This is a genomic window from Pontibacter arcticus (assembly GCF_003284895.1).
Classification (GTDB): Bacteria; Bacteroidota; Bacteroidia; order Cytophagales; family Hymenobacteraceae; genus Pontibacter; species Pontibacter arcticus.
This window is the reverse complement of record NZ_QMDV01000002.1, coordinates 324,173-346,271: the sequence shown is the minus strand read 5'-3', so window position 1 is coordinate 346,271 and position 22,099 is coordinate 324,173. Positions and strand designations below refer to the sequence as shown.

The following is a 22,099-nucleotide window of genomic DNA, read 5'->3' as shown; positions in this document are numbered from 1 at the left end:
AAAAAGCGTGAATCTAAAGTATAGATTCACGCTTTTTTATGTCAGTTTAATGTGGATGAAAGTATAAATACACTTTTTATACTTTTACATTTAGCGCTCAGGTTATACTTACGGATTTCCGCTACCGCCTGAAGCGCCATAGATCTGGCCTGTTGCGTAACTGGCATCGCTGGCGGCAAGTTGTACATAAATTGAAGCTAACTCTACCGGTTGGCCCGGCCGCCCCAAAGGGGTATCGCCACCAAACTGCTTTAATTTCTCCTGCGTTGCGCCACCACTCACTTGCAGCGGGGTCCATATAGGGCCTGGTGCCACGCCATTTACCCTGATGCCTTTAGGGCCCAGCTGCTTTGCTAAAGACTTTACGTAGCTCATATTGGCCGCTTTGGTCTGGGCATAATCATGCAGCTCGGCAGAGGGGTCGTAAGCCTGCTCGGAAGTAGTGCTGATGATGGCGGAACCGGGCTTGAGGTGAGGAAGTGCTGCTTTGGTAAGCCAGAAAGGGGCATACACATTGGTTTTCATAGTACTGTCGAAGTCTTCTGAGGATATTTCCGTAATGGTAGGCCTGGTTTGCTGCCGAGCAGCATTATTTACCAATATATCCAATCCTCCTAGACCGCGCACAGCTTCGGCTACCAGTTTCTGGCAAAATGCCTCCTCCCTCAGATCGCCGGGTATGGCAATGGCCTTTCGGCCTTCTGCTCTGATCAGAGCGATCACTTCTTTGGCATCTTCTTCCTCTGCGGCCAGATAATTAATGGCTACATCCGCGCCTTCACGGGCATAGGCAATGGCGGCCGCACGGCCCATGCCGGAATCCCCGCCCGTAATCAATGCTTTTCTGCCCTTTAACCTTCCTGATCCTTTGTAGCTTTTTTCACCGTGGTCCGGTTTCGGGTCCATTTTACTGGCGAGGCCCGGCCACGGCTGCGACTGCCCTTTAAAAGGAGGTTTCGGATACTTACTGGTGGGGTCCTGCAACTGAGCCGATGCTTGTTCTGGAGCGCCTCCTGCACCCTGCACCGACAGCACCGGCGCGATAGCTGCTACCGCCAGCCCCGCCCCGATTCCGGTAATTACTTTTCTTCTGGTAAGCAAGTTTTCATTTTTCATAGTTACGCGTTTACTTTTAATGAGAGCATGTAGTTGATTTGAGTATGTTACAGGTCCTGGTTATACCTGCCAGCCAAATGGCAGCATCTTTTATAAATACTGAATAATTCTAAAACTGAAAGACCCTAAATCTTCAACCAGTCAAAAGATTATAAGTTTCTCTTTAAGCTAAATTTTATACTTTTAAGTTGACTTACTTTCTGGAAGTATGATTTATACTTCCCCGGTGATAAAACTTTGTATAATGTAAATTTAAAAAGAAAGCCGCTCCATTTCTGAAGCGGCTTTCCTGTACTTTGATTTCATATCCTTATAACTGCGTAGCATTGAAAGTATCGCCCTGGGCCATATCGCCGGTTTCGAAGCCTCTTTTAAACCAGCGCACCCGTTGGGCTGATGTGCCGTGCGTGAAAGAGTCTGGTACTACCCTGCCGGTGGCTTGCTTTTGAAGGCGGTCGTCGCCGATGGCACTGGCCGCATTCAGGGCTTCTTCCAGGTCGCCGGGTTCCATGATGTTTTTTGCCCTTTGGGTATGATGTGCCCACACGCCGGCGTAAAAATCAGCCTGCAGTTCTACACGCACCATCAGTTTGTTAAATTCAACTTCGGATAATTTACCCCGCATGGCATTTACCTGCTCCATGGTGCCGGTTATGTTCTGTATATGATGCCCTACTTCGTGGCCTACCACATAGGCTTGGGCAAAATCGCCGCCAGCACCTAACTTGCGTTCCATGTCTCCGAAAAAGCTGAGATCGATGTAAAGTTTTTCGTCTCCCGGACAGTAAAAAGGGCCGGATGCAGCCGTAGCCGAACCACAAGCCGAGCTAACCTGCCCCGAGAAAAGCACCAGTGTAGGTTCGCGGTACCCTTGTATCATATTTTGCCAGACATCTTCTGTGTCGGCCAGCACTACAGCTGTTTGGTCGGCCAGCTTTTGTTCTTCGGGGCTGGGCTGGTAGGTAGTGGATTGTGCATACTGCGGCTCGCCCCCCACAAACTGCTGTATAAAAGCAATCGGGTTAATACCTGTTACAAGCATCAGCACGACCAATATGGCTACAATTACTAAGCCCACTTTCGAGAAAAGAAGCCGGAACAAAGGAATAAGCAGCATCGGGCTGATACCTCCGCTGCCTCCGAAACCACCTGCCGATTGCCCCCTGCGGTCTTCTATGTTAGTGCTTTTTCTTCTGCCTTGCCATTTCATAAGCCATTGATTTTAGGAAGTATATGGTAGCTTAACAGATCTTTTCCGATTAGCCTACCTTCATAGCTTTACTGCTAATTACAGAGTATAACGGCAGGCCACTTCACTTGGATGCAAATAACCTTTACAGAAGCGTTTCATGAAAGTATAATCAGCTAACATCCATGTAATTATACTTTATAAATCTAGATACCGGCTTAAAAACAGGAGGCTATGGCTTATAAATAACACCATCCTTCATGACCAGCTTTACTTTCCTGACCTGCGCTATATTTTCCAGTGGGTTTCCTTCTACCGCTATTAGATCGGCTAACAAACCTGTTTTAATACGGCCCACTTCGTTGTTAATTTTAAAGACATCTGCGTTAACGGAAGTCGCAGCTTTTAAAACATCAATCGGTTTCATACCATAGTCAACCAACAACTCCATTTCGCGGGCATTATCGCCGTGCGCATACACGCCTGCATCGCCTCCCATGCTAATGGTAACGCCTGCTGCAAGGGCTGCTTTTAAACTCTTGCGTTTATTCTGCAAACGCTCCGGTTCTGGTTGTGCGCCTTTCTGCCAACCACTGTATTGCGCAATGGCATCGCCTGCTGCTACCGTAGGGCACAGTGCTACATTGTTTTTTTTCATAAGCTTAAAAATAGCAGGCGTACCGCCATCTCCGTGCTCTATGGTACTTACCCCGGCCATAATCGCGCGTCGCATGCCTTCTTCCGTAGATGCATGCGCAACAACTGGTCTGCCTGCACTGGCTGCCACCTCCACAACGGTTCTCAGTTCTGCTTCTGTAAATGTTGGTGCTGCGGATCTGTTAAGGCCCCAACGGTAATCCGCGTATACTTTAATTATATCGGCTCCTTTGCCTATCTGCTTGCGCACTTCCTTTGTTAAGCCTTCAATACCATCGGCGGCTGCGGCACCAAGGGGCGTTTGGATATCGTAGGTCAGCTCTTTAGGGCCGTAACTGCCGGTGGCTACAATAGCTTCGGTTGCAATCAGCATGCGCGGGCCTGGGATTATTTTTTTATGGATCGCCTCTTTCAGCCCCACATCATCGTAACCAGCTCCTTCTGTACCCAGGTCTCGTACGGTTGTAAAACCAGCCAGCAGGGTATTTCTGGCATGTACCGTTGCCCGAGCTACGCGCTCCACCCGCGATTCTTTCAGTACCTGGTCGTTCCAGGAAGTTTCGTTATAAGGATGTAAAAACAAGTGACTGTGCCCTTCTATAAGCCCGGGCAATAAAGTAGTGCCTTTAAGTTCTACAATTTGGGCCGAGGCAGGTACCTGAAGCTGCATACCAACCGCTTCTATTTTATTGTTTTTAATCAGTACCTGCCAGTTGTCGTGTAGTTTTTCCCCATCAAATACCCTGTCAGGTTTTAGCAGCAGGTATACTTCCGGAGGGCTTACCTGCGCCAGCATATGTTGTGCAAGTAAAAGTAAAGTACAAAGCAGGATCAAAGGTTTGCGCATAGTTTAGTTTGTAAAGGATTATCCGATTCCTGAAGTTTTAAGAAAGTATACTTTTCACTTTAAAGTACAGCTTTTATTTTAAGTAACGGCAGATTTTATACTTTCAAATAGCTAATATTATTGAAGTACGCGGCTGTTAATCAACTTATATACCACCTGCTTTTATCTAAGTTAAAAAGTATAAAACAGGTGAATTTATGCTTTCCCTGAAAACTTAAAAGCCCGCTTATTCCGGAAAATAAGCGGGCTTTCTGATAAGTAAAGTTGCCAGTGCAAACACCAGCAACTGCGGCATGGCCAAAGGATACAGCTATGAGTTCATCTTTAAAAAAAGCTGTGCGTTATACTTCTGGCTAATCAAACTAAAAAACCAGGGTAAAGGTAGTGCCTTTGTCAACTTCACTGTCCAACTGGATTTCTCCGCCTACATTATCCATAATTCTTTTCACGATGTAGAGACCGACCCCGGTACCTTCTATGTGCGTATGGAAACGCTTAAAAATAGAAAAAACTTTATCCTGTTTATCGGGTGGTATACCTAAGCCGTTATCTGTAACTGAAAGCTGTACTTTTTCAGCTACTTTTTCCAGGTTCACGACCACTTTAGGCTGCCTTTCGGAGGAGCGGTACTTCAGGGCATTGGTCAGCAGGTTGGTAAGTATACTTTTAAAGTTGTTCTTTGAAAAGTTGATGACAATTTCCTCGGTATACTTCACTTCCACAACGGCTGCTGCTTCGTCAATCAGATGCGAGATTTCCTGCTTTACATCATCCACTACTTCCAGCACATTCAGTTCCTGGCCGTGGTCTTCCATATCTTTCTCTACCATAATAATGGTGGTCAGGTCCTGAACGGTATGCGAGAAACGAGCCAGTGAACTTTGCATCATCTGTATAATTTCCCGTATCTCATCCCGGTTAATCTCATTTCTCGAAAAAGACTCGGACAGTACATCCAGTAAGCCCTGCAGGTTGTTTACCGGAGATTTCAGATCATGGGAAGCAGTGTAAACGAAATTATCGAGGTTAAAATTAGCGTTTGCCAGGTTCTTGTTTTGGTTGAGCAGTTTCGCCTGCAGCTTTTCACTCTGGTCCAGCAGGTCGAGGCTCTCCAGATGAAACGCCAGCAGATCGGCAAACATTTTAAACAAGGCAATGGTGTTTGGATTGTTTACTTTAGCTGTTTCCGTATCAATGGCGCAGAGTGTCCCGAAAAACGAACCATCCCGCAGTATAATCGGAAACGATATATAACTTTGCAGGCCGTAGATCCGGGGTGTATGGTGGTATTTATAAATTGGATCTTCGGCTACGTTATCAATAATTACAGGCTGGCGATGGTCTCTTATTTCATTGCAAAGCGTGGTTTCGATAGGCAATTCTCCCCCTGCTTCCAGGCCAAACTGCACCTGGTCGTGCACGCTGCAGGCTATCCATTTATCTTCTGTTACCCGGGCTACTGCTGAAAAACCCATACCGGTAGTCTGGCAGAGCATATGAAGCATGTGGGGCACCATCGGGATTTGCTTTACTGCTTCTATTTCTTTTGATAATTTGTTTGCAATGTTGATCATGAACGGTTTTCTATAACAAGAGACGGACGAAGGGCACTTATTAAGACGGGCATTTAATTTAAAATTTAAATTTAATTTAAATTTTTGATTTCCTGAAATCTGCCAGAGGGTTCTTTAATTGAAAAGTGAAAATATTTAAGGTAAATCTTTAATTAAAATTATCCGTTTTCTTGCAGCTGTGTTCAAGTTTAAAAGCAAATTGTTGCAGCTTAAATAACCGAGACAAAGCTTTATACTTACTAACAGGAGTTAACCCAACCGCTTGAATCTTTAAGGCTGTTTCGCGCTTTAACAGGAAACCGGATTGCCAACTTTAGCAACGTGCTCATAACAGGTGCTAAAACGAACTGTTCTGTCTGGTAACAAAGGATGTTAAATGCGCAAACCCCAGACCCTTAGCTGCTATGTATACCTGAACATTTACAACTATCAATACAAATGTGCCCCTTGTAAAACCAGGTATGGGCGTAGACTTTAAATAAACAGGTGCTTTGGTTCTAAGCTGGGATGGGATGCGTAACAATGCTGGCTTTAGAGAGAAGCATGGATCAGGGCAAAGCTCCCCCGGGCACTGTGACCATACTTATCTTTTTGAGGTAGGTGTATTCTACTCCGGCACCTGCTGCCGTTGCTATCGGGATGGGTGGTAAAACCCTTGCTCCGGTTATTTACAGCTATACTTCCATTTTGTACAGGGAGTTAACAAAGTATAAACCGGGCAGGAAATTCGGTTCTAAGCTTTTTTATTAAACGTCAGCTTAGCAGCCAGTCGAATGCCTGCTTTTCGTCTAAAAAATGATCGATCAAAAAGCTATTTGACTCAAAATTAGAGGCCATTACCTCCTGGAGCCGCATCGTGTCAAATAGCTTAAAACTTTCGACCTCCGTCAGGTAAGCAACTTTTTTAAGCGTCCCGGTCAGTTGAGGAAAAATATCATCTATTAACCAGTTCTGATCTGCAAACCCAATGTAATTACGCTTTCTAATATCAAACAGTAAACTTGGTAATTTGTGCTCGATGGCTATGGCTACTATTAAAGAGATATACTTTCTGAATTCAGCACTGGTCGGTTGCCTGAGCCAGGTGGTTTCTATGAGATTCTTTTCTTCATTTAATGAGATTGTAACACAATCGTTATCAACCAAAGTCTGCTTTTTTTTCATAGCGCAATAGGTGCATAGGGTTTAATAATCTTTATACCTATCATATAAAAGCATATCCTTTTAACGCATAGCCTTTAGCCAGGCCATAGCGGGCTCCTTGTTCTGGAAAGATGTTACAATGATCTGGCGCACGCCGAAATCTAACGTCTTTTCTTTGGAGAGCTGGCTGAACACATCCGGCGATTCTACCCAGGCAAACAAGCGGCAACCGGCCACACGTAAGCGCGGAAACCAATCCTTTGCTACCCATTCCGAAGCATCATCCCAAACACTGACCACTTCAGAATTATCATTTAAAATTTTACTGGAGAGCTGGTCCTGCAGATGGTATAAAATGCGCTCGCATCCTTCCTTTACAGTTTCGAGGGTTTGCTCACCTTTCCAGTAAGCGATGATCACATCATTTAAAAAATCGTAAGAAATTGTAATATAGGGCTGTAGGTAAAGGACTCTTTCTAGCACGGGATGAATTTTAATGTCACTATAAAATCAACTTTAAATTAGTGATTTATACGTTAGATGTAGTACCAAATTTTACTTTTCTATGTCGTCCATCACAATGGTAGCCAGGTTTTCCAGCATCTTCTGGTCTGCTTCCGAAAAAGTACGGGGCTTTTTATCAACTATACAAACAGCACCTATGTTATAACCATCTTTTGTAACAAGCGGAGCTGCCGCGTAAAACTGAAGACCAAATCCGCCGGCCACCATCGGGTTAGACAACAGGCACGGCTCTTCGCGCGCATTCTCGAAAACGGTTACATCAGAACGAAGAATAGCAAGCGAACACAAACTAATGCCCCTGTCTATTACCGGGTTGTTATCTAAACCAATCTGCGCTTTCGTGATCACAAAATCTTTGTCAACAAAATTAACGAGCGCTATCGGCACATCAAACATATGGGAAGCCATCGCCGCGATGTGCTTAAAAGTACCATTCTCCTCGTGGGTATTAAGTACATGCAAGCTTTGTAATTTAGCTATCCGACCCGAATCATTTTCAGGAATAATATTGGTATTTATAAAGTAGTTCATTTCAAAATTCTGATAGATACCTGCCTATGAAGCAGCAGATGACGGCTGATCGTGTACTTTGATGTAGGTATTATTTCCTTGTACGTACACAATTTAAATTTAACGAAAAAAAATACCATCTCATAGAAACGTCATTTCTGTTGAAGTATAAACCCAAACCAGAAAATGGCATTGCTACAAGATGGTATTTTTACTTTCCTGATAACACGGAAGTTACCAAATAAGTATAATCCAAAAGCTGCTTATATTGCTTTATTTTAATCCCTGGTCATATTTAACCAGTACGCCGTTCCCTTTTTTACCTCCTTCGCTGGCTATGTACAAAGCGCCATCATCCCCGAAGCTCAGGCCTTCTGCCTGCTTAAAGATGCTTTTGTCCAAGCTTGTCGCTTTCCCAATTTTACCCTGTTCGTCCAATATTAGAAGCTTATTATTTACAGCATCCAGCAAGTATAACTCACCTGTTTTCGGATGCACTTCGAGAGAGGAAGGCTGCAACACATCATACTTCGATTTTTTCTTCTTCTCTGTTGCAGTAAGCTGCTGTTGCGCCAACGGAATGGAAATAACTGGTTTTTCCTGCATCGTTTTGTTATCCAGGGAAAAAGCGTAAATACCTTTGGTATCGCCTAAGGCCTCATCATACCCTTTGCAGGCAATCAGCAGGCGGTAGTTCTTCTTATCGAATGCCAGCCCTTCCGTATTTTGCGTGGATGCTAGCACAGTTGCATGTACACTCACCTTTTTCTGGTTCATGTAATCTTCCACTTCCAGAATGGCGCCATCGCTTCTCAGTATATAAGCTGTATTTCCGTTTACAACGATGCCTTCGTAATCACCGGGGCCTGCAAAAGAAATTTTTTCTTTGATCGCTTTTTTCTCCAGGTCATAAATAAAAATCACCCCTTCCTCATCCTGCACACAGGCCATCAGGTTGTTGCCAAGCCAGGCGATGCCCGATACTTCGCGCAGTTCGGCTGGAAGTGTCCACTGGGCGGTGGGTTTGGTAAGTTCTCCGGTGCTGCTTTTGGCTTCGCTTTCACTTGTCCCTAACAGTAGGATGCCAGCACTCAGCAGCCCCAACGTATAGCTCGTGATGAGTCTTTTTTTCATAGCTTTATTTATTTCAGGTTTTGTTTCGGTTGTTTTTGCAGTGGTAAGCTATATTCGTTTTTCAGACAAGAAAGTTAGTCCCAGTAGCTCACAGTTTTCTGTTCTTTACCGTTTGCATCCAGCACCAGTTGTTTGTCCTGCAGTGTGCCGTCCAGTTCTATCTGGTAATACAGGGTGCCTTTCTTCTCAACCAGCTCTACATCATCAATTTTATACTTTGCATACGACTCAGCTATCATCTTTCTGATCTGCTGCGGAAGCTCGGTTTCAGTTACATCATGTTTGGTTTGCAATACCTCTCCTGCAGCGTTTAACTGTACTGTATAGTCTATAGAATCCTTCTCAAACTCTGCTTCAAACATATCATGCTGCTTTTCCCATTCTACCTGGGCGGCATTAGGGTGAGCCTGGGTAAACGCATTCAGAACAACGGATGGAACTTCGTTTTGCGGTATATCCTGATCACCAAAATTTAAAAATGAAAATGTGGAAGCTGCGATTACTGATAATGCCAATAATTTCATAAGCTTTTAGGTTAGTGTTATAGTTAATTTATAACACGAAGGTATAGTCCGATTCTGGAAAGAAATGGGAATCAAGTGGTTCAGCAACAAAATTTGAAATTATTTTTCTGTGGATGCAGGGTTGAATACTACCGTAAAATGGTGCTGCTCCTCGAACGAATACCGCACTTTAAAATCATACAGATCCGCGATGGCCTTTACAATAGGTAAGCCAAGCCCGGTAGAGTTTCTGTTTGCACTTTCGTGCTTAAAGCGTAAAAACATTTGCTCCTGATGCAGCGTTTTATTGCTTCCGCTATTGGCTACCAGCAACTGGTCCGGTGTGATGGTTATGTTTACAAAGCCCCCCTGCCGGTTATGTATAAGCGCATTCTTGATCAGGTTTGTTAATAGTATGTTGGCCAATCCGGGATTCATACGTACTTCGCACTGTCCTTCTTCCTGCAAGGTTATCTGCAGTTCTTTGTAGGTAAGCTGCTCTTCAAAATCTTCTGTTAGCTGTTTGGTCAACGCATTGATATTAACCTTTTCTTCGTCGCTGAACTGTTTGTTTTCGATCTTGGATAGCAACAGCAACGATTTGTTAAGACGGGCCATCCGCTCGAGGTTATTGATAGCGCCCGACAACAAGCGTAATTGTTCTCCGGTCAGGTTATTTTCTTCTACCAGTAATTCCAGTTTGTTCAGGCTGATGGCGAGTGGTGTTTGTAGTTCGTGGGCTGCATTCTCGATAAACTGTTTCTGGCTGAGGTAAGCGTCGGTGCTGTTTTTAATGAGCCGTGCTACGGCCTGGTTCAGGGCCTTAAATTCTACAACAGCCGTTTTCTCGTATGTGATAGGTTCCTGCCGCTCCAGCCTGAAGTTTTTGAGCTGCTCTACGAGCCGGTAAAACGGACGCCAGGTATTTTTAAGCAGGATATTATTGAGCACCAGGATGCTGGCCAGCAAACCTAGGTATAACCAAAGTATAGAATACAGCAGATCGGCGATCAGATCGTCTGTTTCGATCATGGTATTGATGACCCGCAACTCATAAAAATCATCTGCCACCCTGAACGTCGTCCGGAGCATGCGTACCGGTTCCAGTTCCTGCTCGTTTTCCATGAACATGAGCGTGTCGGCATACACATCTTTCTGGGCAAGTGCCAGCGGTGCTTTAATTGGTTTAATGGCATAATTGTGTTCACCAAAGCCCTGTCTATCCAGCAAGGTGCTGTCCTGTTCCAGGCGTTGTATGATCAGCATTTTGTAGTTGCCTAATCCGTCATCCAGGCTATCGTAGATCTCATCAAGCAGGTTATAATAGAGCAGCGCAGCCCACCCGGTTATCACCACAAAAAGGATGGCTGCCAGGTACGAAATGGTATGGTTTAGCAGTTTCATGCCTGTACCAGTTTATAACCGATGCCATAAATGGCCTGAATCTCGAGTTGGGAGCCGTGTTCTTTTAGTTTTTTGCGTAAATTTTTGATCTGCGAATAAATAAAATCAAAGCTATCGGCTTCGTCTACCTGGTCTCCCCACACATGTTCGCCGAGGGCTGTTTTGCTGACTAACCTGTTTTTGTTCGAAATAAAGTATAAAAGTATATCGTACTCTTTGCGGTTCAGCGTGATCAGTTCGTCGTCAATAAAAACATTTCTTTCTTCGGGGTTGATCTTAAGGTTACCCAGTTCTATATGCTGATTTCCGGCAAACTTACGGCGCCGCAGCACCGATTTTACGCGGGCATGCAGTTCTGCCATATGGAAAGGTTTGGGCAGGTAATCATCAGCCCCCAGGTTAAGCCCGGCCACTCTGTCATCCACCGCGTTCCTGGCCGATACGATGATTACGCCTTGTGTCGCATCCAAAACCTTAAGCTCTTCCAGAATCGTTAAGCCATTGCCATCGGGCAGGCCGATATCCAGCAGGATGCAATCATACTGGTAGAGGTGTATCTTTTCAGAAGCAGTTTCAAACGTGGTTGCTACTTCAACCACATATTTTTCCTCTTCCAGCGAGCGGACCATGTTATCCAGCATATCGGGTTCATCTTCTATCACCAAGATCTTCATAGGGTCTAAAGCTATAAACCAAATCTGTAACCAATCTGTAATCTTCAGAAAGGCGACAGGATTTGTAATATTATGGTCGTAACAAGAATTTGTTCCGGAGATCTAAGGCAAAACTACCTTTCGGAATCATTTTAAAACGCATCGGTTTCAAAAGCATAGTATTGATCAGACCGAAATTGCAAGTATCCTCTTCTTACGAGTGAAACGCTCAAGGAAATAGGGTTTAAATCTCTTCTACCAATCAACTTTAAGGTATTTTTAATGGTGAGCCATACTTTGCCTGTACCCCAAAAAAGAAAACGCCTGCCTAAAAAGTTTTAAGCAGGCGTTCTTATTATGTATAAAGTTTTAAAGTTCGTTCTCGGGCAGCTTAGCTTTTGCCACTGTTCTCAGGAAAACAAAGCCTGCTAAACCAGCTACAAGCGAAACTACCAGGATGGCAAACTTAGCCTGCGTCTGAAAAGCAGCATCCTCAAAAGAAAGCAAGGAGATAAAGATAGACATTGTAAAGCCAATACCTGCAATCAAGCCCAGCCCTACTACTTGTATCCATCTGGTACCGATGGGCAAGGAGCTGATGCCGAGCTTAACCGATAACCACGAAAAGAAAACGATACCGATTGGCTTGCCTAACAGTAAGCCGAAAATAATCCCTAACCCCAGGCTGCTTGTAAGTCCATCCACCATACCGGCTTCAAATCTTATATTGGTGTTGGCCAGCGCAAAAATAGGCATGATCAGGAAATTGACAGGTTTGGTTAACATGTGCTCCAGTTTTTCCAGCGGCGATTCTTTTTCGTCTGGTGTGGTTGGCAACGTTAAGGCTGTAAGCACGCCGGCAATGGTAGCGTGTATACCCGAGTGATGTATAAAATACCAGATAAAAACACCCGGTATCAGGTACGCCCAGATCTGTTTAACACCTAAGCGGTTTAAAAGTATAAGGAAAGCAAAAACACCGCCCGCATAAAGCAGGTAATTCAGGTGCAGTTCTGCTGAGTAAAAAAAAGCAATGACCAGTATAGCGCCCAGGTCATCTACAATGGCCAGGGCCGTCAGGAAAATTTTAAGTGACAGTGGTACTTTTTTCCCTAACAAAGAAATTACGGCAATGGCAAAAGCAATATCTGTTGCCATCGGAATACCCCAGCCGCCTGCTGTAGGCGTTCCCTGGTTAAAGAGGACATATACCAGTGCCGGAACCAGCATACCCCCTATTGCAGCGAAAACCGGTAGTGCTGCCTGTTTAAACGAAGACAGCTCCCCTTCTACCAGCTCACGTTTAATTTCGAGCCCGACAAGCAAAAAGAAAATCGCCATCAAACCGTCGTTTATCCATAAAAGTACGGAATAGCGGAGTTGCAAAAAGTCAGATTCGTAGCCAACCTGCTGGGCCAGTAAGTTCTCGAATCCGGGGCCTAAAGGAGAGTTTGCGATCAGCAAAGAGATAAGTAAACAGGCCATTAAGATAATCCCGCCAGCTGAGCCGGACCTGAAGAAATCTTTAAACGTTGCGATGTTAATTTTCTGTAGCATGCTTAAAACTACAAAATTTATTTAAAGTCTACAGAATGGAATGTGATAAACTAACCGATTTATACTTTTAAAAAAGAAAGATAAGGCGGCTGCTGAAAGGATAAATGAAATAAAATTACTCTTTTCGGGAAATGTTTTCAGCTTTTAATATCATCTCTTAAGGTGCTCGGAATTGGTTGAGAAAGTATAATTTAACTTTATAACTGTACGATTACAGCCTGATTCTTTGTTATGATATAAACATTAGTTGTATTTACAGAGAAGACCATTTTTTAGTAGTAAATTAGAGTAAATAGAAAACCGGTTTTTTTAAGCAGGTTCCTTTTAACTATTGGAATTGCTCTGCTTAACAAGCTGAACCATTCCAAGCCAACTATAGTCTTTCAGTTATCTATACAACAGCTTATTTTACTTAAGCAACTTAATTCTCTGCACACGCCTTTTACCGGTTCTTTTTTTGGCAGCAATGCCCTTTCATTCTTCCGGTTCTGAGTATACATTAATTCCGCTACATGAAATTATACATTAAATACATGGTCAGTAATCGCTGCAAAGCACTTGTCCAGCAGGAACTGATCCGGCTGGGATTGCAGGCAGAGTATGTGGTAGTAGACCTCGGCGTAGTGGAACTGCACAAAGAGATAACCGATCTACAGTTAGAGCAGCTAAAAGAGAACCTCAGCAAGACCGGCCTCGAAATGCTGGATGACAGCAAGCGCCAGCTGATCGAAAAAATCAAAAAGCTTATCACAGACCTGATTCGCTCCTCAGAAGAGCAGCCAAAAGTAAATTATTCTGTTTACATCAGCGAAAAACTGGGCTATAATTATAATTACCTGGCCAGCATTTTTTCAGAAGTGAAAGGCATCACCATACAGCAATTCATCATCATTCATAAAATAGAGAAAGCCAAAGAGCTCTTATTTTACGATGAACTTTCGCTGACCGCTATTGCCGATCAGCTTCACTATAGTAGTGTTTCGCATTTATCCAGTCAGTTTAAAAAGGTAACAGGTATATCGCCGTCTTTTTACAGGCACTTAAAAGAGAAACACGAAGGCGTGCTCGAAAACCTGTAACATTTGCAACATACCTGATTAAGTCTATAAAGATTCCCTACTTTATACTTACCACCTTTGTGCGTTCTTTAAGCCCATTACAATGAGCGTTTAACGCAGACGTATACTTTATATTCAACTTCTGAAATTCTATACATTTCTATTTCCTGCAAGGGTAGCAATTATAGCGAATAACGGTCAGGCCAGGTTTGAACCGGAAGTTTTATATCGACTCGTAACGCCTGGCTTAATAACAACCCGACATGAACTCCCGGTCCACTATCTTTCCTTAAAAAAACAGCTTACCAATACCTATGACCATTCAAAAACTAGAAACCGGAAATACATCATTCGATCATATCTCGCATGGCGGATTACCTTTAGGCCGAACCACGCTGGTGGCTGGTAGCTCTGGTAGCGCTAAAACTTTATTTGCAGCACAGTTTCTGGCAATGGGCATAGAACTGTTCGGGCAGGCAGGTGTTTTTGTAACATTTGAAGAACAGGTAGATGATATCCGTAAAAACCTGAAAAGCTTTAACTGGGATATCGATACCTGGGAAAAAGAAGGGAAATGGATATTCTTGGATGCAGCTCCCAAAGAAGAAATTATTATAGCAGTAGGCGATTTTGATCTGAGCGCTTTCAGGATACGACTGGAGAGAGCCGTGAAACGATGCAATGCGCAGCGGGTTGTGATCGACTCGATCGGCAGCATCTTTACGCAGTTTCATGAAGAGATACACACTATCCGCCGCGAACTGATCCAGGTTGCCTTAACTTTGTCGCGATTAGGCGCCACTTCTATTATCACGGCCGAAAGACTGGAAGAGTATGGCAAAATAACACGTTTTGGGGTAGAAGAATTTTTAACCGACAACGTGGTTTTACTTCGGAATGTGCTGCATAACGAAAAGCGCCGCAGAACCATCGAGATATTAAAGTTCAGAGGAAGCAACCACGAGAAAGGCGAAAACCCATTCTCAATCAACGTGGAAAAAGCTATCGTTATCATCCCATTGTCAGCCATGAACCTGAAGCATACATCATCTGATGAGCGTGTAACTTCCGGCATTGCTGCACTTAATAAGATGATAAATGGCGGTTTCTTTAAAGGTTCTATTAACTTGGTATCAGGAGCCATAGGCGCTGGTAAAACGCTGATGGTTGCCAACTTTGTAAACGGTATCCGCGAGAATAATGAACGCTGCCTGCTTATGGCCTTCGAGGAAAGCAGCGAGCAATTATTCCGCAACGCAGCCGGCTGGGGCATCGATTTCAAGCAACTGGAAGATGAAGGACTGCTGAAGGTTATTTGCGTGTACCCGGAAGTTTCCTCTTTAGAAGATCATTTTATCAATATACAAGACATTGTCAAAACCTTTAAGCCGGACAGAATTGCCATCGACAGCCTTTCTGCTTTATCGCGCACATCGTCTGATAAAGGTTTCCGGGAGTTTATTATTGCCTTTACCGCCTACTTAAAACACCAGCAGATTACAGGCATGTTTACTTCAAATACGCCGTTGTTGGCAGGCGGAACTTCGGATACGGAAGGCAACATCTCTCCCATCACGGATACCATCATTTTGCTGCGTTATGTAGAAATGTCCGGGGAAATGCAGCGAAGTATAGCCGTACTTAAAATGCGCGGCTCCAAACACGATACCTCGATCCGTAAATTTTGTATTACAGATAGCGGCGCCGAAATCGGCAACCAATTTGAAGGTATCAGCGGCATCCTGACAGGCAACCCGATGCTCATTAAACTTGAATAATATTCCTTTTAGCTCATCCTTAAACTTTCCGGCAGGTGCCGGCACTATTAGCCAAAACAAAAAATGAGCATGCATGTATTTCAGCTCTTTATAAACGGACACACCCCCAATTCTGTTGAGGCCGTGGACACCCTACTTAAGATCTGTAAAGAAAATTTAAATGACAATTATGACCTGGAAATCATTGATATACAAGAATATCCGGAAAAAGCCGAAGAAGCTGGAATTATAGCTATTCCTACCTTGATCAGAATGATGCCTACCCCTGTTAACCGTATTATAGGTGCTTTAAATGTAAGAAGCCGTGTGTTGGCAGGTCTGGGTATCTCTAGTATGCACAAGTAAAAATAAGCGTGCGTAATTTAAAAAATATGAGAAGGTTGTTTCCTGATGGAGGCAACCTTTTTACTTTCGCTGGCCAAATCTAACTAGTTAAGTATAAATCCTTATGCTACCAGCAGGTTTTGTGGTGCAAGTGTAAGAGCAGGATGATGAGAGCTAAGTTCTGCGTAAAGCTGCAGCGTTTTAACATGCAGGCAAAATTTACTGAATCCGTTTTTAACAACAAGATAGTCGGCACCTTCAATAATACCAAGGCTGCTGATATGCCAGAGTGCCTGAGCCAGCACACTTGATTTAACCGTGACGGTTGTATTTGCAAGCCCATGATACAAAAACTGGCAGTGTAACACGCCCTCAGTTTTTTTAAGCAAAAGTGTGTTGTTATCACAAAATGCTAGAGACAATTGGTGCAACTCCTTTAAAAGCTGGGTGCGGCAGGTATCCATGATGTAGCTATAATTACCGTTATATGGCGTTTTGGAATAAATTCCATTTGCATGAACAGCTTCAGATTCCGGCATGAAAATATTTTATATATTTCCCTTCTGCCAAAATTATACTTCGCCTGATGCAATGCTTTATGATATACGCACAGCTATACTTCTCAACCAACCTACGGTTTATAAATACCCACATAAAACGCAGATTTGAGGGTTTTACGCATTAAACACGTATTACTACTTCTTCCCTGAAAAAAATACGTAGTACCTGGCAACTTATATAGTTTGTCATTTTTACTTTTATACTATTTAGCCCAGCTCAGTCAGATGTTCTTCATCTTCTTCAGCAGACCTGGAAAGCAGTTGCCGTAAGCGCTCAATGTGCACCTTCATTTCATCAATGCGTTCGTCCTGCATCGCACTCCATCGTTGGTTATTTTTCAGAAATTCATTCTGGCTCATTTTCTGTAAAATATTCCGTCGCTCTTCCAGGGTTCTTAAGGCAACCCAAAGCGTTTCTTCCAACGAATTAGACATACCCGTTAACAGGGATTCCTGGGAATAAGCGTGGCCGGAGTGGCATCTGTACCGCACAATAGTACCTTCCTGGGATAGCTCCCACAAACCGCCCCCACAATCAGGGCAACTGTAGGCTGTGCGGCTTCCTGCTTTATCTAAATCTTCTATGCTGGTTTGTGTTGCGCTGCTCATAACTCGTTCTGCAATTAAAGCCTCCTGCCGTATATCTGCCGGCACTGTTAACGATTCCTGTAAAGGCTGGCTTGCCAATTCTTCCACTATTATTCCCATTTCGCTTACGGGCACTACATAGTCCAGTTCTACCTGCCGGATCACATTTTCAGGCAATACAGGAAACTCGGCATCGTCGGGGTGCTGTACTATGGTCAGGCCGCCACACCTCTTCACACATTCCATCCCAATTACGCCATCACTCATAAAGCCCGTTAAAATAATGCCCATTACATTGGCCCCGTGGTGTGCCGCCGCAGAACGGAATAAAGGATCGATAGCAGGCCTGAACTGGTTCTCTCGTGGCCCTTTTACAACCAGCATCCTGGTACCGTTTAGCAACAGATGCTTATCTGGAGGTGCAAAGTAAACGGTGCCCGGCTCGAACTCTTCTTCATGCACAGCCACTTTGCAGGTAAGCTTTGTGTGTTTGTTCAGGCGATCTACCAGAAATGGAGCAGATGAATCTAAACTGATGTGCTGCACTATAAAAATGGAAGCAGGCAGGTTTTGGGGTAATGGAGCAAATAACTTAAGTAAAGCCTGCATCCCTCCCGCTGATGTTCCTACAACAATAATCTTTGGTTTGTGTTCTTTCATACTTCGCTATTAGTTTACCTGTAGCAGCACCAGTTTAGTGGAAAGTTCACTAGTGTACGGGCTTTAAAATGAAGTGTTAAACCAAAATGGCTACGTATTAATCCGTAAAGTACTTCAGCTACCTGGTGGCCCGCCCATTTTTGTATAGTATAATTTGGTAAATTGGCAGCTATAAAATGTAATTGGGTTAAAGGCAGGGCATGGCAAAAGCAACTAAAAAAACGAACGATAGAGGTTCGGAAAAACAGGAGGCAAAAAGTAGGGATAATAGATTATACGTGATCGGCATCGGAGCCTCTGCCGGCGGCTTGCAAGCCCTCGAAGCCATGTTTAGTACTATTCCGCAGGATAATGTAGCCTACGTTATCGTACAGCATATTTCCTCGGAATACCGCAGTCTGTTAACGGAAATACTGGAACAATACTCGGCCCTGAAAGTACAGGAAGCAGAACACGATGCGCCCCTTTTACCAAATCGCGTTTACGTTATTCCAAGCACAAAAGAACTTACCATCGAAAATAACCGGTTCAGTTTAAAGGATAAAACAAACCTGAACCGCACCCAGACGGTCGATACTTTTTTTATGTCGCTGGCACAGGATAAAAAGCAGCGTGCTATTGGTGTTATACTTTCGGGTACCGGTACCGATGGCACAAAAGGCATTGAAGCCATTAAAAAAGAAGGAGGCCTTGTGCTTGTGCAAGACCCTACCACAGCCCGGTTCGATGGGATGCCACGCAGTGCCATCAACTCGGGTTATGTCGATTATATTCTCCCACCAGAACTGATGTCCGCAGAAATATTGGATTACATAAAACTAGGCCCTTTTAACGGCAAACTAATAGAACTGGCAGACAGCGAAGCCGAAGCTACTTTTTTCCAGATTCTGGACCTGGTTAACGGGCAGACCGGCATTGATTTCAGCAACTACAAACAACCTACTATTATACGGCGCATCAGCCGGCGCATGAACATTAAAGGCATCAATAATTTCAGCGATTACCTGGATTATCTGAACATGAACGCCGAAGAAGTGGAAACGCTTGGCAAGGAATTTCTGATCGGGGTTACCAAATTTTTCAGGGATGAGGAAGCCTACTCCTTTCTGGACAGCACTATTTTACCGGACCTTATCGACCGCAAACGGGCCAACGACCAGTTGCGCATTTGGGTGGCCGGCTGCTCTACCGGCGAGGAAGCATACTCTATTGCCATATTGGTGCGGGAGTATATGGATAAAGTAAAAAAGGAGCTCGAAGTTAAGATATTTGCCTCCGACATAGACCGCGAAGCGCTGGACTTTGCCAGTAAAGGTTTATACACCAAAAGCAGTTTAACAGATGTTTCGGAAGACAGGCTCCATGATTATTTTGTGAGAGAAGAAGGCAAGTACAGAGTTGCACAGCGCGTGCGCCGCTTGGTGATATTCTCGCCGCACAATGTTACCAACGATCCACCTTTCAGCAGAATTGACCTGGTAAGCTGCCGCAACATGCTCATCTACCTCAATCCGATGCTACAGAAAAGAGTGATCGGGAAATTCCATTACGCCTTATCGCTGCATGGTTACCTTTTCCTGGGTTCCAGCGAAAGTGTGGGCGACCTGAAAAGCTTTGAAGAAGTAAACAAGAAATGGAAGGTCTTCCGGAGCGCTGAACCTGCACGGTCGTTGGGGCTTTCAGAATCGTTTACCGGTAACCTGAGCAAGCGGCCGCTTGTAACATCACTTCCTTCTCAATCCAGGGACCTGACGGCGAAGCAGATCTTACAGCATAGTTTTAACGAACTGCTAAGCGAAACGGTGCTGGAAGAGTATGGCTATGCGGCTGTTTATGTAGATGAGAGCTTTGATGTGCTGCACGCTGCCGGCAAGTTCAAAAAATTTCTGGACCTGCCTGAACAGAGCTTTACCTTTAACCTCCTGAAACTTGTACCCCAGGACCTGGCCGTTAGCCTGGGTGCCATGCTGCGCAAAGCCATCACCGAAAAAGAAAAAGTAGTAGCGCATAACATTCAGGTGCACCAGGAAAATCAACTCCGGTATATAAATGTGGTGGTGAAGCCGTATCTGGTAGAGAAAAAGCAGTTGCAGCGTTATATACTTGTTTTGTTTTCGGAAGAGCAACCACGCATTCCGCTGAAGCCGGAACAGGTCGTGATCGTGAGCGAAGGCCAGTACAAGAGCCGCGTGGATGAGCTGGAGCAGGAACTGCAGTATACCAAAGACGACCTGCAAGCTGTAGTGGAAGAACTTGAAACATCAAACGAGGAACTGCAAAGTACTAACGAAGAACTGCTTTCCTCGAACGAAGAGCTGCAAAGTACCAACGAAGAACTACAGTCGCTGAACGAGGAACTGCACACCATCAACACCGAGCATCAGTACAAAATTAAAGCGCTGATTGAGCTCGATGATGACCTGAACAATTATTTCAGGAGTACCGATATCGGGCAGATTTTTGTTGACCGCAGACTGATTATCCGAAAGTACACTCCTTCCGCCACACGTCTCATCAACCTGATAGAAAGCGACATAGGGCGTTCAATCGACCATATATCCAACAACCTGCGTTACGACAAATTAACGGATGATATAAAGCTGGTTATAAACAACAACCAGGTAATAGAAAGAGAACTGCAGGATAAGAACGGCGTCTGGTACCAGATGCGCATGCTGCCCTATATTACCCAGGATCGTAAAATTGACGGAGCCATCATCATTTTTGTTCAGATAAACGAACTTAAGACCATGCACCTGCTGCATGCCGGTATCTTTCAGAGCTCGCCCAATGCCATACTTGCGTTAAAATCGGTCAGGTCTGCTATTAACCAGGTGATAGATTTCGGCATCAGTACGGTAAATCAGAAAGCACAAGACCTGTTTGATAAACCCCAAAGTAAACTGAATGACCGCACCCTCTGGAATACCTACCCTAAGTTAATGGAACAAGGCATGTTTGAGGAGATGGTAGAGGTTGTAAACTCTGGAAAGGCTATTGATCTGGAAATGTTGCAGGAGATAAACCAGAAGCAGGTATGGTTACATGTAACGGCCGTTAAGTTTGGCGATGGCCTGGTGCTTACCCTGCAGGATATAACCGATCGTAAGCTGAATGAACAGGCTTTACTGACACAACAGGAAGAGCTGCGTGAAAGCGCTGACAGGTTTAAAGAATTACTGGAAGCTGTACCGCATATTACCTGGACAAATAAACCCAACGGTGAGAACAATTCCTTTAATAAATTATGGTATGATTACACGGGCCTTTCGGAAAAAGAGTCGGAAGGCTGGGGCTGGCAGAAGGTTTTTCACCCAGATGATCTGAAAAAAATTATGCCTGATTTCAAACATTGCCTTGCAACCGGTAAAGTACACAATGCACAGGCGCGCCTCCTTCGTAAAGCTGATAACAAGTACCGCCTGCATTTGATAAAAGATGTACCTGTAAAGAATGATAACGGTGAAATAACCCTCTGGATCGGGACGGCTACAGACATACAGGATCAGAAAGACGCAGAACAGGCTACTATAAGACTTAACCTATCGCAGCAGCGCGGCACCCTTAATACCATACTTCAGACACAGGAAGAAGAGCGGAGCAGGATATCTGAGGCGCTGCACAACGGCCTGGGCCAGATATTGTATGCAGCAAAGCTCAGGCTCGATAACCTGGCACCAGCTACAGTTCAGCAGAAAAAGGTAAAAGAAAGCGTGGACCAATTCCTGAAAGAAGGCATCCAGATTACCCGTAATATTTCTTTTGAGCTCACACCCTCCGTACTGAAGGAATTTGGATTGAAAGTAGCGCTGGAAGAAATATTCGCCCGCTTCAAGAACCCGCACCTGAAAATTACGTCCTCTTTCGCGATTCCTGAAGCGACGCTAAACTATAATACATCCCTCTCCTTGTACCGGATCATACAGGAGTTGCTTAACAATGTTGTAAAGCATTCGGGTGCCACCAGAGCAACAATAGCACTAACTCAGGAAAGCGAAAATATACTTCTGAGAGTACAGGATAACGGTAAAGGCATAGCCGAGGATGACCTTCAGAAGCAAGACGGTGTCGGTCTAAAAAGTATAAAGAACCGGGTAAACCTGCTGGATGGAAAGTTTGACATCCAGACAGCCCCAGGTAAAGGCTGCAGAATAGAGATCTCGTTTAACCCGAGCCTCGCTATAAAATAAAAACAAATTACTGCTCGGTTATACGTTATCTGATCCGGGCAGTAGCTTCCTTTATTCCAGCTGTTACGACCTGGCTCTGCCTGCTTTCTTAACCTGGCCGGCATACAGGCAAAGAGCTTTCTGTATGCA

Annotated in this window: 19 protein-coding genes; 5 read left to right on the top strand and 14 right to left on the bottom strand. The window is 44.3% G+C overall.

Annotated elements, in window-relative coordinates:
• Positions 1-108: 108 nt before the first annotated feature.
• The 4 genes from DP923_RS06625 to DP923_RS06610 form a co-directional block, all read right to left on the bottom strand.
• Complete coding sequence (locus DP923_RS06625; RefSeq protein ID WP_112305067.1) at positions 109-1,116, bottom strand: SDR family oxidoreductase; 1,008 nt, start codon at positions 1,114-1,116, stop codon at positions 109-111.
• Between the two features lie 310 nt (positions 1,117-1,426).
• Positions 1,427-2,326, bottom strand: a complete 900-nt coding sequence (gene ypfJ / locus DP923_RS06620; protein WP_112305066.1) for a KPN_02809 family neutral zinc metallopeptidase — start codon at positions 2,324-2,326, stop codon at positions 1,427-1,429.
• 211 nt (positions 2,327-2,537) lie between these two features.
• A complete protein-coding gene (locus DP923_RS06615; RefSeq protein WP_112305065.1) occupies positions 2,538-3,809 on the bottom strand; it encodes a metal-dependent hydrolase family protein in 1,272 nt (423 codons plus the stop codon).
• Between the two features lie 362 nt (positions 3,810-4,171).
• Positions 4,172-5,383, bottom strand: coding sequence for a sensor histidine kinase (locus tag DP923_RS06610; protein WP_112305064.1), 1,212 nt, complete (start codon positions 5,381-5,383; stop codon positions 4,172-4,174).
• A gap of 600 nt (positions 5,384-5,983) precedes the next feature.
• On the opposite strand from DP923_RS06610, the gene DP923_RS16665 reads away from it, so the two are divergent.
• Positions 5,984-6,133 (top strand): hypothetical protein, encoded by a 150-nt coding sequence (locus DP923_RS16665; RefSeq protein ID WP_165838158.1) that lies wholly within the window; start codon positions 5,984-5,986, stop codon positions 6,131-6,133.
• Between the two features lie 3 nt (positions 6,134-6,136).
• On the opposite strand, the gene DP923_RS06605 is transcribed toward DP923_RS16665, so the two are convergent.
• From DP923_RS06605 to nhaA, 8 genes are all read right to left on the bottom strand, one after another.
• Positions 6,137-6,547: a hypothetical protein gene (locus tag DP923_RS06605; protein WP_112305063.1), complete on the bottom strand. Its 411-nt coding sequence runs from the start codon at positions 6,545-6,547 to the stop codon at positions 6,137-6,139.
• Between the two features lie 60 nt (positions 6,548-6,607).
• Entirely contained in the window at positions 6,608-7,009 is a 402-nt protein-coding gene (locus DP923_RS06600; RefSeq protein ID WP_112305062.1) for a hypothetical protein, read from the bottom strand.
• Positions 7,010-7,081: 72 nt separating this feature from the next.
• The gene (locus DP923_RS06595; RefSeq protein ID WP_112305061.1) at positions 7,082-7,582 is read right to left on the bottom strand and encodes a GAF domain-containing protein; all 501 of its coding nucleotides are present in this window, start codon (positions 7,580-7,582) and stop codon (positions 7,082-7,084) included.
• 252 nt (positions 7,583-7,834) lie between these two features.
• The gene (locus DP923_RS06590; RefSeq protein WP_112305060.1) at positions 7,835-8,695 is read right to left on the bottom strand and encodes an SdiA-regulated domain-containing protein; all 861 of its coding nucleotides are present in this window, start codon (positions 8,693-8,695) and stop codon (positions 7,835-7,837) included.
• Positions 8,696-8,769: 74 nt separating this feature from the next.
• Positions 8,770-9,219: a PepSY-like domain-containing protein gene (locus DP923_RS06585; protein WP_112305059.1), complete on the bottom strand. Its 450-nt coding sequence runs from the start codon at positions 9,217-9,219 to the stop codon at positions 8,770-8,772.
• Positions 9,220-9,318: 99 nt separating this feature from the next.
• Positions 9,319-10,602 (bottom strand): sensor histidine kinase, encoded by a 1,284-nt coding sequence (locus DP923_RS06580; RefSeq protein WP_112305058.1) that lies wholly within the window; start codon positions 10,600-10,602, stop codon positions 9,319-9,321.
• Positions 10,599-11,276 (bottom strand): response regulator transcription factor, encoded by a 678-nt coding sequence (locus DP923_RS06575; RefSeq protein WP_112305057.1) that lies wholly within the window; start codon positions 11,274-11,276, stop codon positions 10,599-10,601. Before DP923_RS06575 ends, DP923_RS06580 begins: the two co-directional genes overlap by 4 nt.
• Before the next feature lie 348 nt (positions 11,277-11,624).
• Complete coding sequence (nhaA, locus tag DP923_RS06570) at positions 11,625-12,812, bottom strand: Na+/H+ antiporter NhaA (protein WP_112305056.1); 1,188 nt, start codon at positions 12,810-12,812, stop codon at positions 11,625-11,627.
• 512 nt (positions 12,813-13,324) lie between these two features.
• On the opposite strand from nhaA, the gene DP923_RS06565 reads away from it, so the two are divergent.
• From DP923_RS06565 to DP923_RS06555, 3 genes are all read left to right on the top strand, one after another.
• Positions 13,325-13,891 (top strand): helix-turn-helix domain-containing protein, encoded by a 567-nt coding sequence (locus DP923_RS06565; protein ID WP_112305055.1) that lies wholly within the window; start codon positions 13,325-13,327, stop codon positions 13,889-13,891.
• Between the two features lie 293 nt (positions 13,892-14,184).
• Positions 14,185-15,648, top strand: coding sequence for a circadian clock protein KaiC (gene kaiC / locus DP923_RS06560; RefSeq protein WP_112305054.1), 1,464 nt, complete (start codon positions 14,185-14,187; stop codon positions 15,646-15,648).
• Between the two features lie 63 nt (positions 15,649-15,711).
• Complete coding sequence (locus tag DP923_RS06555; protein WP_112305053.1) at positions 15,712-15,993, top strand: circadian clock KaiB family protein; 282 nt, start codon at positions 15,712-15,714, stop codon at positions 15,991-15,993.
• A gap of 101 nt (positions 15,994-16,094) precedes the next feature.
• Here the strand turns inward: DP923_RS06555 and DP923_RS06550 are convergent, their stop codons facing one another.
• Both DP923_RS06550 and DP923_RS06545 read right to left on the bottom strand, forming a co-directional pair.
• Positions 16,095-16,511, bottom strand: a complete 417-nt coding sequence (locus tag DP923_RS06550) for a hypothetical protein (protein ID WP_112305052.1) — start codon at positions 16,509-16,511, stop codon at positions 16,095-16,097.
• 228 nt (positions 16,512-16,739) lie between these two features.
• Positions 16,740-17,780, bottom strand: a complete 1,041-nt coding sequence (locus tag DP923_RS06545) for a chemotaxis protein CheB (protein ID WP_112305051.1) — start codon at positions 17,778-17,780, stop codon at positions 16,740-16,742.
• 200 nt (positions 17,781-17,980) lie between these two features.
• Between DP923_RS06545 and DP923_RS06540 the strand changes: the two genes are divergently transcribed.
• A complete protein-coding gene (locus DP923_RS06540) occupies positions 17,981-21,970 on the top strand; it encodes a chemotaxis protein CheB (protein ID WP_112305050.1) in 3,990 nt (1,329 codons plus the stop codon).
• The last annotated feature ends 129 nt before the right edge of the window (positions 21,971-22,099 follow it).